The 13906-nt window shown below is 45.1% G+C and carries 12 protein-coding genes; 4 read left to right on the top strand and 8 right to left on the bottom strand.

Annotation, left to right across the window (positions count from 1 at the left end; translation table 11 throughout):
- Positions 1–15: 15 nt before the first annotated feature.
- The 6 genes from PN466_RS16050 to PN466_RS16025 all read right to left on the bottom strand — a co-directional run bounded on the left by PN466_RS16050 (position 16) and on the right by PN466_RS16025 (position 7061).
- Complete coding sequence (locus tag PN466_RS16050; RefSeq protein ID WP_390890020.1) at positions 16–324, bottom strand: cache domain-containing protein; 309 nt, start codon at positions 322–324, stop codon at positions 16–18.
- Positions 308–934, bottom strand: a complete 627-nt coding sequence (locus PN466_RS16045; RefSeq protein WP_271940920.1) for a hypothetical protein — start codon at positions 932–934, stop codon at positions 308–310. The genes PN466_RS16050 and PN466_RS16045 overlap by 17 nt, the downstream gene beginning before the upstream one ends.
- 150 nt (positions 935–1084) lie before the next feature.
- Entirely contained in the window at positions 1085–2686 is a 1602-nt protein-coding gene (locus tag PN466_RS16040) for a tetratricopeptide repeat protein (protein WP_271940917.1), read from the bottom strand.
- Between the two features lie 120 nt (positions 2687–2806).
- Positions 2807–5167, bottom strand: a complete 2361-nt coding sequence (locus tag PN466_RS16035; RefSeq protein WP_271940915.1) for an eCIS core domain-containing protein — start codon at positions 5165–5167, stop codon at positions 2807–2809.
- A 92-nt stretch (positions 5168–5259) separates the two neighbouring features.
- The gene (locus PN466_RS16030; RefSeq protein ID WP_271940913.1) at positions 5260–5826 is read right to left on the bottom strand and encodes a hypothetical protein; all 567 of its coding nucleotides are present in this window, start codon (positions 5824–5826) and stop codon (positions 5260–5262) included.
- Between the two features lie 53 nt (positions 5827–5879).
- A complete protein-coding gene (locus PN466_RS16025; RefSeq protein WP_271940910.1) occupies positions 5880–7061 on the bottom strand; it encodes a glycoside hydrolase family 10 protein in 1182 nt (393 codons plus the stop codon).
- 147 nt (positions 7062–7208) lie between these two features.
- Here PN466_RS16025 and PN466_RS16020 point away from each other — a divergent pair, with 147 nt between their 5' ends.
- Positions 7209–8228 (top strand): YihY/virulence factor BrkB family protein, encoded by a 1020-nt coding sequence (locus PN466_RS16020; RefSeq protein WP_271940907.1) that lies wholly within the window; start codon positions 7209–7211, stop codon positions 8226–8228.
- Between the two features lie 29 nt (positions 8229–8257).
- Positions 8258–9175: a hypothetical protein gene (locus PN466_RS16015; protein WP_271940904.1), complete on the top strand. Its 918-nt coding sequence runs from the start codon at positions 8258–8260 to the stop codon at positions 9173–9175.
- 43 nt (positions 9176–9218) lie between these two features.
- On the opposite strand, the gene PN466_RS16010 is transcribed toward PN466_RS16015, so the two are convergent.
- The gene (locus PN466_RS16010; RefSeq protein WP_271940901.1) at positions 9219–10670 is read right to left on the bottom strand and encodes an FAD-binding domain-containing protein; all 1452 of its coding nucleotides are present in this window, start codon (positions 10668–10670) and stop codon (positions 9219–9221) included.
- Between the two features lie 113 nt (positions 10671–10783).
- Between PN466_RS16010 and PN466_RS16005 the strand changes: the two genes are divergently transcribed.
- Both PN466_RS16005 and PN466_RS16000 read left to right on the top strand, forming a co-directional pair.
- On the top strand, positions 10784–11605 hold the full coding sequence (locus PN466_RS16005) for a Uma2 family endonuclease (RefSeq protein ID WP_271940898.1): 822 nt from the start codon (positions 10784–10786) through the stop codon (positions 11603–11605).
- 182 nt (positions 11606–11787) lie between these two features.
- Complete coding sequence (locus PN466_RS16000) at positions 11788–13596, top strand: ShlB/FhaC/HecB family hemolysin secretion/activation protein (RefSeq protein ID WP_271940896.1); 1809 nt, start codon at positions 11788–11790, stop codon at positions 13594–13596.
- Position 13597: 1 nt separating this feature from the next.
- On the opposite strand, the gene PN466_RS15995 is transcribed toward PN466_RS16000, so the two are convergent.
- A partial coding sequence (locus tag PN466_RS15995) for a DUF4351 domain-containing protein (RefSeq protein WP_271940894.1) occupies positions 13598–13906 on the bottom strand: 309 nt, incomplete at its 5' end.

Here is a 13906-nt window from a genome sequence, read left to right as displayed (position 1 = left end):
AATGTCGCCTTTACCTTACGATACAGCGCTTCGCGCGGTAATTGCCTCTAAACGACCAAATTCATATTGCAGAGACGCTACACTAATGCGAATCAGTTCATTACGACTTTCAGAAGCCGGTAAACGTTGCGGTTCTCCCTCTTCATTAACAGGAGGTTGTTCCGGATTAGATGAAGCAACTAAAAAGCCATTGCGTTCAATGATAAACGCTTGTCCTGTTTTGCCAATCTTCAACCCTCGCAGAAATTGGCTAATATGCCAAAGACTCAAATTGACAACCAAGATCCCTCGTAGGATTCCTTGGGCATCATAAAACGGTTCCACCGCAGAAAAAACGGGATGTTTCTCGGACGTTAAATAAATGTTTGTCCAAGACTGCTTGATTGGCTTCTACTGCGATTCGGTACCAAGGACGAATTGTGGGATTATAACTTGGCTTTTCTTCAATAAATTCCCCTGGCTTTCCTTCAGCATCAACCGCATAAACTGCATTGACAAAATTGGTGCTACGATCAGTCAAATAAGTCACTAAAGATCCATCATTATTTCGTCCTGCTCCGGCAAATTCCTGTTCTTCTCCACCAAATCCCAGATAACTGAGATTCGGAAATTGAATCAGTTGCTCGGCAATATAACCTTCCATCGCACTCATGTTTTCTATATTCCACAGGTTGAAGCGACGAAAGGCTTTAGCCGTTAAAGCATTCACCAAATGAGGGATTTCTAAATAAGAGTCTAACCGTTCTTGAATACGACTGGAGATTTCGCTCCGGAGCTGCTGCGTGACTTCATTCACTGCTTGTTGTCCATTGCGAATGGAGAGATACCCCGTTAATCCTACAGCCGCAAAAATTTGCACGACAAAGGGAACGACCAGAACCCAACGTAGAGGAACTTGAGGGGAAGCAGAGGAAATGGGGCGAGGTAAAGTCATTACAAGAAAATCAGTGAAAATGTTTAAGAACAGTTCAGCCTAGTCAGCACCCAACCAATTGTTCGATCGCGCTCTATTATTGAAGCAACCTAACTTTAAAATGACGTTAATCCTAGGTTATCATTCTGCTGAGTGTAGATGGCGCAATTTTTACTTTTTTCTCAAGATATTGCCTTCTATTTGTTGTTTTAATTCTTGTGCTGCTGTAAATTCTGGATGCAGTGCCAAGGCTTTATCGAGTACCTCTAATGCCCTATTCCACTGTTGCAGTTTGCAGTAACATTGGGCTTGATTATGATACATCCCTGGATCTTCACCGTAGAAGCAGAGGGAGTATTGGAGAAAGGAGATCGCCCGCTCGTAGGCTCCTATTTTATACAGCAACATGGCGCAATGGAAGGGTAAGTCTTCCGGTTCGCCAATAAAATAGTAGGTTTCCCAGATCTGGTGAATGGCACGGGTTAGCTCTTGGAGTAAGACCTCCGAGGCGCTTTCAACTTTTCGCATGAGAGTATCAAAGCAGCCGAAAAAGAGCTTACTGTCCCAATGACTGAAGCGCAAATAAGTCAGGATTTGCTCTAGAGTGAGGACATTAAAATGGGGTGCGATCGCCTTTTTGAGGATAAAAAAGTCATCGGGACTCGATTCTTCGATCGCCGTTTGATAGGCATGGGACGTTTCGAGAAAACACTCGATCTCTGGTGCAAATAGAAACGCACCAATCACAATACTGCGGGATTTATGATGGGGAAGCAGAGCCATACCCCCTTCGTATTCCGTATATCTGGCGATCGCCGGATAGTTCACCATCAACGAAAAGCAACCTTGATGAAAGGAGAGTTTCGGTCTGGGTCGTTTCTGCAACTCTTGTTCGCTACCGTAGCCTTTATCACCAGAGAGCAGAAGTAGGCGATCTCCCGTCAGTTTCCGCAAGTTCTCTATCCCCTTCAAACCCACAGAGGGAAATAAGAGCGTGGTATCCCCTAAATAAGTTTGGTAATCCTGTAAAATTTGGTTAAACACCGGATTCTCGTAATAGCGATCGGCATCAATTGCTGCATCTTCGTAAGTAATATCCAGATTTTCCAGTAAAGGAGTATCCTTCAGATCTCGATTCGCTTCAGGTGCAGTAACCGTTAGCAATGTTTCGTACAGTTTCCCCTCTCGGATCGAGAATAGATCTTGAGGAATGCTATCAAAGAAATAATTCGCAACAACAATCAGAGGATTTTTCAGCGTTTCTGAAGACAAAACCGCTCCAGAATGCCGTAGGCTAACTGTTACATCTCCTTCAATATCAAATCGGGCAAAATCGAGCAATCCTTTTTTGGTAAATGCCTGTAATGAAGGGTGAGTATCCCAGAACTCTAGGTTTGGCTCGGCTAAATCCGTCATAATATATTTGACTGGAATTGCGCGCAGTGCCGAGTTGAAATGGGACGTAAAAAATTGCTTCAGAAAGTGATAGGCAAATCGACCCGATCCAGACCCTAACTCTACAATATAGACCGGTTGACTAAAGTCAATTTGATCTTGGGGATGTTGCACGCAGTCACGCAGGAAACTCATGACCACTTTTCCATAAGCATTAGCGATAAAGGGGTTGCTCGTGACATAGTGGGGCACTTTTCCTGTATTCCATGCTTTCACCCCCTCTTGGTTAAAAAACTCGCGTTGAAACCGCCACAGCAAGGATTGAGAGAAGCGCTGATGAGTTTCTAAAATCCTAGATTTAGCACGGTTAGGTTGCATGAACTCATTCACGGTCAAAATAACTATTTTCTGCAACGAAAAGGCAAGGGTATATTAGTCTTAATTCAAAATACTAATGACCCTTACCCATACGATCCAATTTACAAAGTCCCCCTTCAATTACTCCAGATCGTTTTTATTAGGAGGCATGGGAGCAAATTGAGGTAGAGGAGGGGGAAGAGGAGCTTTATCATTACCATTATTCTCATTTCCAGGCAGAGGTGCCATAGGTGCAAATCCACCTCCTCCCATTACTGGAGCTTCTAACTGGTTCGGTTTCTTCTTCTCTGTTGGCTTGTATACTCGGAGAGTTTGATGCAGGTTACCATACCTTCCGGTGGCACCATGTTTCTCGTGAAACGATTGACCCTCTTCCGTACCATAAAGCTCAAATGTCCAACCCTCTTTTATGGAGTGTTCGTCTCCCTCAGATGCTGCCTCTAAAGTTAATCTATCATTACCATCTTGTGCCACAACTCCTCCCCAGTGATAAGGAAAGATGTGGCCCTTACCTAGATTTTTATGTTTGTGGTGTACGTCAAAATCTGTTGCTCTTTGCCCAGATATAATAACGTAGCCTTCTCCTACATCAGGGAGAGCATACTTACCGAGACCGTACTGCTTATTGAATTCGTCTTGATCATCTAGCCCGAAATAGGCATCATCAGCCGAGATGTTGTTTTTATTCCTCTTCTGCCATTTTTTCAGCCTCTTATTATAATCAGCCATCTCCTGTACGTTCGTTTCGTCCAAAGGTTTATCTGGGGGCATCAGACGCCTGACGAGCGTTTTAGCCTCTTCCTGATTCGGTGGATGTGTTTTGAACCATTCCGTAAGCAAATCAAAATTGATCTGGGTAAGCATATCGCTCGGCATCTCATTCTTGAATTTCTTTATCCTTGTGCCCAAGTCATATCGTATTTCTCTCTCTAGTTGAGATCCCATTACAGCACCAGAGGATTTGCGGCAATCTTTCCATAGGTCGAGTACAGGCTTGACTAGCTGCTGCCCATCAAGCTCTACATGACGTATTTCTTGTTGCTTAGGAATCGGAGCTTGAGGAATCGGAGCTTGAGGAATCGGAGCTACATCTGAGCCATCTTGATTAAGAATCGGCGGAGCTTGAGGAATCGGAGCTTGAGGAATCGGAGCTACATCTGAGCCATCTTGATTAGGAATCGGAGCTGGAGCTGGAGCTGGAGCACGCCGTTGCCCTTGCCGTTGGCGTTGCTGTTGCTCTTTCATCTTGCGTTCTTCCTCGGGTGAAGGTACTGGGTTCCCCAAGTTCTGTTGCTGGGCGCGATAGTGTACGTTCTCCTTACTTTGAGCCTCTTCTCGTGGGTTCCATACGGGTTTTAGCTTGTAAAGATCGGGTAGCTCTTGATTGTAGGCTGTATTTAAATGATTTTGCTTAGAGAATACACTTCCTTGTTTGAGCATAACAAAAGATCCGCCAGCCTCTAGTTGTTCATTAGAAGATTCGATTATCTTTTCAGTAGCCCAAGCCTCTCTATCGTTGCTCCCCTTAACGACAATCGCCCCATTCTGACTTCCAAGATACCCCTGTAATGCTGTGAATGCAGTTCGTTTTGCACTATCGGGATCTACGTCATTTTTGGGTGCTGGTTCGAGTCCGTTAAGCCGGGATGTAAAATCAGCATAACGTTGCACAATTGGAGAGCTTGAGGTTCCGACACGAGTCTGGAGTTTCTCAGGCGACTGGGAACGTTTTGCTGGTTTGCGTTGAGCTGTTTGTGGCTTTGCTCCTCCTTGCTGCATAACATGGGTTAATTCATGGGCAATTAACTCCTGTCCTCCCTGACTGCCTGGGTTATATGCTCCACTCTTAAAAAATACATCTTGTCCGGTAGTGAAGGCTTTGGCTTGAATGGTCTGGTTTAAGGTATTGGACTGAGTATCGGTATGGACTCTGACTCCACTAAAGTCTGCCCCCATCACGGGTTCTACCTGAGACCTGAAGTTAGGGGGTAAGGGTTGTCCTCCTCCTCTTGCTCTCTGAAGTTTCGATTCAAATGCGGGTGAAGCGGCTCCACTGACGATTCCTGAGCCGTCTCTTTGAATGCTGGGTCCGTTCCAGAAATTCACGACTTGCCGTTGCAGGCTCTGACGAGGGCGTTGAGTTTGGCCAATTGAACGCACGACTTGGCGAGCTACATTATCGGCTTGGTGTTCTTGGGAGTCTTGGGGGTCGCCAATTTCTAATTTGGCTTGTATGGCTAAAGGGGTCTTAGGTTGAGTGTCTTGGGTGGTTTCTCCTTGCCCTTGCTGCTGGTCTCGCTCAATCATTCGTTTTAAAATATTGCCGCTACGCGCTAGCGGCGAATCTTTGCTTATGGCCATATTCTGATCCTCGCCGTTCTGTGACATGGAGTTAGATTTGGCTTGCAGAGCGCCCTTTTTCTTCTGAGTTTGAGAGGGGGCCATTGAACGTTTTCTGAGGCGCATTTGTCCGCGTGCCATGATTAACTCCTTGCTCTTATGAGTGCGATCGCTTAGTTTTTGTTATGTTAGATATCCCTATTTCCTAATTATAAGAAAGTTTAAAACTTCTTTCAAGACTTGCGGCGATTCAACAATAAAGTGAGGGCAAAACCGGTTAAACCTCCCACAATTAACCAGACACATCCTAAACCGATTACGTCACCAAGAAATAGACGAAATTGAAGCCGGAGGAGACCTCCAAGTGCCCAACCACAGGCTAGGGCGATCGCCCAATCAATGGTACTGGCAATAATCCAACGCCAGGCTTGGGGAACTTCGTGGGAAAGGAGTATATATTGGCCCACACCCAGAACAAACCCCACTTTAGCTCCTTCCCAAAGACCATAGAGCAAGCGCACAGAAATATCTAGGGTTCTAGGGGCGATCCAACCCATTGCCCCTAAGTCACTCCAGCCCATAATTCCCCAACAGAGAGCACTGATGACCATCCACCAGCGAGCCTGTTTGAAGTGGGGTAGAACCACGATCAATTGCATCAGGCCAACGATCGCGCCGCCAATGAATCCTTCTGCGATTCCCAGATCTGGTCGTTCGCCAACTTCAATCAGCAACAGACTCAGTAGAAATCCGATGAAGGTATTGATTGTCCATTGAATTCCAAAACCCGATCCAATCATGGGGGAATTATAGCGCTTTGCGGTAGGGAATAGGGAACAGGAAATGGGGGAGATTACTCAGTTTTGGCAATAATCTCCTGGAGTCCTCGACGGCGAACTTGGGGAGATTCTGGGGCAATATATCCCCACAAACTTTCCCAATAAAAGAATGAAAAGCCATCCAAAGCGCGATCGCGAACTGCATTGACTTGTTGTTCTATTAAATTTAAGGGGATAGGTGTTCTCACTGTTCCAGTAGAAATACCGATCGCCACTGGAATCTTCTGCTGTAACTTCGGAATTACCGGATCGGGTAAATCTCGCAGAAAACTGTCCATCCCACTCCGATACACTTGGATCACCAACTCATCAATTAAACCCGCCTCGACCCAAGTTTGCCAATCTTGTAGATAATTGCGATACGCAAATGCGCGGGGATTAGGCGATAGGGACACAATACAATCGGGCTTAATTTCTTTAACCCGGTCATGAATCCGCTTAACCACGTCAGTCAGTTTATTGGCTCTCCAACGCATCCATGCCTCATTTTGATAATTTTCTGGCGGAATCTCTCCGTTATGTTCCTGTTGATAAAGCCACAGGGTAAAAGGATCGTATCCTAATTCCACCGGTAAACTAAAATGGTCATCAAGTTGGATGCCATCCACATCATAACGGGTCACGACTTCTACAATCAGATCGATCAACAATTGTTGGACTTCTGGATGCAGAGGATTAAGCCAATCTAAACCATATTTACCATGGTAATTCAAAGCTTGCCCATCCCGACTTTGGGCTAACCAACTGGGATGGCGTTTCGCCAACAAAGAATTTTTGGGAGCCATAAACCCATACTCAAACCAGGGAATTACTCGCATTCCCTGCTCATGACCCAGAGTAATGATTTCTTCTAGGGTATCCTGACGAAAACGGATGGTATTGAGCAATACATCTTGCTGGCGACCAATCGTTTCTTTGGCCGTATCGCTGGGGTAAAACGTTACGCCTCGGTTCCAGGCCACCGGATAAATCGTGTTAAAATTGAGTTGGGATAGTTGGGCGATCGCCCGATCGATGCCCCAAGGACTATACAAAACGGCACTACTGACATTCGTTAACCAAACGCCTCGAATTTCATCGATCGCTTTTGGAGGGTTCGCCTGTATTGGTTTGACAGCTTGCAACCCCATAATCAAGACCGTGATGATTAGGGACAAGCTCACCCATTGCCATGGTCTTTTAATTATTGCTCTCATTGTTGGAGTCTGTGCTGCATACCTCAGCCGTACTTTAACAAATTTCTACACCCGGCTCCCCTAAAATCAAGGCAATTAAAACACTAGCCGGATAGGGACAGATAAGCTTTTATAGTAGTGTACTCGAGTTCTTTCTGCGTCAGTCCTGTGAAACTCTACGCAATCTGGAGATTACTCAAAGAAACCTTTGTGCAATGGCGGCAAGACCGGGTTCCCATCCTGGCAGCAGCCCTAGCCTATTATATGGTGTTTTCTTTAGCTCCCACGCTGATTATTGCTGTTGCCGTAGCCAGCTTTGCGATCGGCAAAGAAGCCGCACAAGAACAACTGGCGATTCAACTGCAACAGTTTATTGGGTCAGAAGCCGCTCAATCTATTCAAACCTTGATTCGCGAACGCTATCAACCCCAGTCGGGTCTGATGGCGACTGTCGTGGCGATCGCTACTTTGTTTTTTGGCGCAACTACGGTCTTTGCTCAACTCAAAGTCGCCCTCAATATTATTTGGGGCGTTACCCCCAAACCTGAACGCGGCTTCTTGAATTTTCTCATGGCTAGAGTTCTATCCGTTTTAATGATCATCGCGATCGGGTTTCTCCTGCTCGTCTCCCTCGTCTTTAGTTCCGTTCTAGCTGGCGTGAGTGAATGGCTGGATCAATGGATGGATACCCCCGCTAATGTTTGGCGATCGACTGAACTTTTGGTTTCTTTTATTGTTGTTACTCTTCTGTTTGGAGCCATTTATAAAATCTTGCCCGATGCCAAAGTTTCTTGGGCCGATGTTTGGGTGGGTTCTACCCTAACCTCTATCCTCTTTACCCTAGGGAAATGGGGAATTAGTTTATACTTGGGACACAGTAGCGTCAAATCCTTTTATGGAGCTGCTGGCTCATTTGTGGTTTTACTATTATGGATCTTTTTTACTGCGCAAATCTTACTCATTGGTGCAGAATTTACTCAAGTTTGGGCGAACCGCTATGGCACAACGATTCGTCCTCGTCGTCATGCTATCCATACTGGTGAAGGATCTTGGAGTCATTCCAAAACGTTCCACTCACCGTCTGAACCCTTAGAGCAACAACGGAAAAAACGCAAGAGAATTGTTCAACTGAAAAAATTTATCCGTCGAGTTGAACACTCTCTGCATCATCAGGACGATCAAGTATAATCTATTTCCATCATTCAACGTCTGCATCTATGAATACTCTAACCTCTTCTCTGGAATACAACCGCCTGCAAATGCTATCTTTTGTGGAGCATTTGGAAATCCAATATCCTCAGGCTTCTCCCTATGAGATAGCCAATGAATTGCGTCGCTATACCCGCAAATCTTATACAAGTTCTCTATTCCGTTGGGCAATTTTGTCAGATGTTGAATATATTGATAATCGCTTAGATACCACCATATCATTATGCGCTCACAATACAGATCTTGCCCATTTCATTGCTTCTTTGTCCGATCAAATTCAACTTCCGGGTTTGGGCAGTTGGTTCAATTTTACGACCGCTTGGACCGCTAAACATAGTTCTTGGAGTGGCGATTTAGCCCAAGCCGTTCTTGATTTTCGCTCCAGAAAATTCCCAACCATTTATAAGGCTTTAGAAGCGGATGCATCTGAACTCGACCTAGTCGCTAATGTGGCTGCATTTCGCGTTGGATATATGGTTAATAAACGGACCGATCCGGGAATTCCTGGATTCCGTAAACCTCGCTATGGACTCAAGATTTCAGAAGCTATTTTAGCCTACGATCGCGGAGTTTACAGTGGTCAAGTGCGAGAGTTTATCATTGAAGGACTGAATGGTAAAATTGAGAAGAATAAAATTGTGAATCCGGGGGAAGTGGAAGCAAAAATCCGTAAATCGATTGTGGAATTTTTGGCGTTTATGCAGTTATATCAATTGGGAGTCAAAATTAAAAATCTGTCTAAGGTGAAGGAAAATTACCGCACGCTTTCTCATATGACTCACCACGATATTACACCAGAGCAAGAAGCTAGTGAAGATGATGTCCGCATAGCGACCCTTTATTTCTTCAATTATTTAGTTCAGCAAGGAAAGCTAGATCCGGTACAGATGTATTTTATGCACGATCTTTGGAATAGTGGAATTTAAGGAGGTTGGTTATTGAACTTTAGCGCTCTGAGCTGCCATAGCGCTAAAGTTCAACACGTGACGATAAATTTTCTTTCACTTGTTGATAACGTTGTTTAAATTCCCGTTGTTGTTGATTGTGGTTGACAATGGGTAAGGGATAATTGCAAGCTTGACGGACTAAAGGGGGAATATTCCCCGTTACTAAATCTTTGGTTTGAACTGACTTTAGTTCCGGTAACCATTGGCGGATATACTGGGCTTCTGGATCGAACTTTTGTGCTTGAGTGGCAGGATTAAAAATTCGTAAGGGTTTGGCATCCATACCACTCGATGCGCTCCATTGCCATCCCCCGTTATTGGCGGCTAAATCTCCATCGATGAGATGCTGCATAAAATACTGTTCTCCCCATTGCCAATTAATGATTAAATCCTTGGTTAAAAAGCTGGCAACAATCATCCGACACCGGTTATGCATCCATCCAGTTGTGTTCAGTTGACGCATGGCGGCATCGACGATGGGATAGCCGGTTTTTCCTTCACACCAAGCTTGGAACTGTTGGGGGTTATTATCCCAAGGAAAGCATTTAAATGGCGATCGATACGGCCCATCAGCGAGTTCGGGAAAGTGGTAGAGTACATGCTGGTAAAATTCTCGCCAGGCTAGTTCTTGTTGCCAAGTTTGGATGTTTTTAAGGGTTCGATCGCTGGCAGCTTTGCCGATCGCCTCTTGAGTCGTTTGCCATATCCTGCGAATGCCGATCGCTCCCAATTTTAAGGCAGCACTGAGCTTCGATGTGCCGTCTATACTGGGAGTATTGCGTTGCTGCTCGTAGGTTTCCAGGGAGCGATCGGCAAATTCTTCCAATTGCCGTTGAGCCGCACGCTCTCCTGGTGTAATGAATAACTTCTCTGGCTCGGAATATCCCCAATCTTTCAAACTCGGAAAATCAATAACCTCCACCCGATCTAACGCTTTTTTCTGGGATTGAGTTAACCCTTCTCCCGGTTGTAAATCGGAGACTGGATTGAGCTTTTTTTGTCCTTGCCAGTTCTTCCAAAATGGAGTATAAACCGTATAGGGATTTCCCGCTTGTGTGTGAATCGCTTCTGGAGCCACTAAAAGCTGATCCCAAACTGTTTTAACCTCAATTCCTCTTTCGTTTAAGCCTTCAGTCACTCGGCGATCGCGCAGTTGACTATAGGGTTCCACATCCCGATTCCAAACCACCGCGATCGCCCCTAAATCCCGAGCAACATCAGGAATTACCTGCTCCGGTTGACCTTGCAATAACAGAAACGGATGCTTAAGGTGTTGATAGTGCTGTTGTAACTCTTGTAAACAGCCTAAAAGATAATGTAGGCGGATCGGTGAAATATCATCCCTATGCAAAATTTGTGGATCGAAGCAAAAACAACCCACTAAAAGATTCGCTCTGGATTGGGCATAGCTTAACCCTAAATTATCCCTAACCCTTAAATCGCGTCGATGCCAAAATAGAACCAGATTCGACATAAAACTTTAATATTCTTGGGTTAGTATATCATGGTTTCAACCCTCTCTTCTTGGCATAAGTTCTAAGGTTTGCGCTACGGTAGAAGCGATCGACAAAACTGCACCTCTGAGCTATGACTTCTACAGAACGCTTTACCCCCTTACCCGATCGCACTCAAGGTCCTGGTGAAGATAACTCGATTTTGGAAGACTACTTCGATCTCCTCCCGGATCATACTCAACTGCCTTGTGAGGATGGCTCCTTCGTGAAAAATTTCCAAGAACTCCCCCAAAGCATCTTACTGACGGAATCCATTCGTCCAATTCTTGACCAACTTCATCCAGAACGTGATTATTGCATTGGTCAAGATAGTGGAATTTACTGGCACTTAACCCATCCTCCCGAAAAAGGAGCCGAATCTCCCGATTGGTTTTATGTAGCTAATGTACCCGCTACTCTAGATGGGCAAATGCGTCGCTCCTATGTTCTGTGGAAAGAATTGATTCACCCTCAAATTGCCTTGGAGTTCGTGTGCGGAAATGTTTCAGAAGAACGCGATCGGACTCCTCTTTTCGGTAAATTTTGGGTGTATGAACAAGTCATTAAGCCAGCCTATTATGGAATTTACGAAGTCACAAAGTCCAATGTAGAAGTGTATCATTTAGTGAATGGAAGCTATCAATTACTCTCACCGAACTCACGCGGCCATTTTGTCATTCCGGAAATGGGTGTAGAATTGGGGATTTGGCAAGGGCGGTATCAAAATGTCGATCTACCCTGGTTGCGCTGGTGGGATAGAGAAGGAAATTTATTACCCACTGGAGAAGAGCAGGCACAGCAGGAACGCGAACGAGCCGAGCAGGAGCAACAACGAGCGGAGGAAGCAGAGCATCGAGCAACCCTTCTGGCGGCTAAACTCCAGGAATTAGGCATTGATCCCAATGAAATTCAATAGACCTCTTGCATAAGTGGGCAGAATATGAATAGTGATGTAGTAATCCTCTATTCTTATGACTATTGTCTATTGCTATTCGTGCCTATTGCCTGATTTCTGCAAGAACCTAATCTATTAGGATTACTGCTAAATCGCCTGCAATCTACCGCAAACGTCAACCCCTATCTCATGAGGTCTGTAGTGTGAGGAGTGCCTTATTTATTTCCAGTCTATCTGTGAGTACCTTAGTGTTCCTGATGGCTCCGAGTTGGGCGAGTTCCCCCAGGACTCCTAATACATTGGAAATTGGATCTGACCCCATTTCCCCTGAGTTTGAATTTGTTCCTGAACCCCTAGAGGCGATCTCTGCTCCTGAATCGTTCTCTTGGAGTTTTTCCCCGATTGCTCCTCTAGACGATCCTACCTTGTGTGCTGCGATCTCTGCTCCTGAACAGATAGATCTTTCTCCCCAATGTTCTCCCCTCTCGCAAAATACGGAGACTCCCCAAAGCACTCAACCCATTGAGGTAAACGAAATTCGAGTAACGGGAAGCACGATTTTCAGTCAGGAACAACTGAAGGAAATTGTTGCCAATTATGAGGGTAAGTCCCAAACTTTAGATCAGCTTAGGGAGGCGGCCGATAAAATTACAGAACTCTACTTGAATGGGGGTTATATTAATAGTCGGGCAATTTTAGGCGATCAAGTGGTGGACAATGGCGTTATCGAAATTCAAGTCATTGAAGGCCGTTTAGAAGATATTGTTGTTGAAGGGGCAGGCCGTTTAAATCCAAGTTATATTACCAGTCGGATTCGCAGAATGGCGGGAGTACCGTTAAATAGTGCTTCCTTGGAAAATCAATTAAGACTGCTCAAAACCGATCCTCTTTTTGAGAGTGTAGAAGCAAGTTTGCAACCTGGATCGGGTATTGGTCAGAGCAAATTGACGGTGCGGGTGAGCTTAAAAAAACCGCTGACCGTTAATTTATTTACAGATAACTATTCACCTGCAAGTGTGGGATCGGAGCGGATCGGGTTTCGAGTCGGATATCAAAATTTGAGTGGTTTAGGCGATCGCGCCACCATTGGTTATAACCGTACCACGAACAACGCCAAGACCAGTCGCTATGAGTTTGCCTACCGTATCCCCATCAATGCCATGGATGGATCGTTGAGTATTCAATTTCTACCCGATAATAATGAAATTAGTAATATTCAACTGCAAGATTTGGGAATTCGCGGCGAAACCCAACGCTATGAATTTGACTATCGCCAACCCCTGATCCGCTCTCCCCGTCAAGAGTTCGCCCTCTCTCTCGGATTTTCCCACCATCGCGGGCAAACGTTTTTAGGGGATGTTCCGTTTGGCTTTGGATCGGGACCAGATGATCGCGGAAGAACCCGCAGTAGCGCCATTCGCTTTGGTCAGGAATACTTGCGTCGGGATGCGAACGGAATTTTGGGAGTGCGATCGCAATTTTATCTGGGAATTGATGCCTTTGGCGCAACCCTGAATCCCGGCTCAACTCCCGATAGCCGTTTTTTTAGTTGGCTCCTAAGTTTACAGCGCTTGCAACGGTTAGGAGACCATCATTTACTCACCATTCGAGGAGACCTACAACTGGCCACAACTAGCTTACTTCCTTCACGGCAATATGTGATTGGTGGCGGTCAATCTGTTCGAGGATACCGACAAAATGCCCGTTCTGGAGATAATGGGTTTTTAATCTCCATCGAAGACCGAATTACCATACAACGAGATACCAAAGGTCAACCCACTCTAATGGTTGCTCCTTTTGTCGATCTTGGTCAAGTTTGGAATAGCCAAGGCAATCCTAATGTTTTAGCCTCTGAGAACTTTTTAATGGGTGTGGGAGTCGGATTACTCTGGGAAGTAGCTCCTGGATGGAATATCCGCTTAGATTATGGCTATCCCCTTATCGATCTACCTGACCGAGGAAATAATGCCCAGGATGATGGGTTTTATTTTAGTGTTAATGTGGAACTTTAAATTAGAAACCTTTTAGCCAGTTCACTAAATCTTCGAGACCCTTGAAGTCTAAAATTTCTTCTCCTAGATCTTCTAAGTTTTCAATCGATAAGCTTTCAATTTGGCGGCTGATCTCGTCTGGAATTTCTCCAAAACGTTTTTTAAGTAAACGCATAATTAATCGTTTTCCTCCTTTTTCTTCGGCATAAGTGATTCTTCCTCTTTCATCTTGCAGCATCATCCCCCGCCGATCTACTATTTCAAATTCTTCGGGGGTCATATTCGCTTGACTGGCTAGATTTAACGCCCATTCTATCTCCGACACTTCTCC

The sequence above is a fragment of the Roseofilum reptotaenium CS-1145 genome (assembly GCF_028330985.1).
Classification (GTDB): domain Bacteria; phylum Cyanobacteriota; class Cyanobacteriia; order Cyanobacteriales; family Desertifilaceae; genus Roseofilum; species Roseofilum reptotaenium.
Note: the sequence above shows the minus strand (reverse complement) of the source record. Positions and strands in the feature narration are given on the sequence as shown.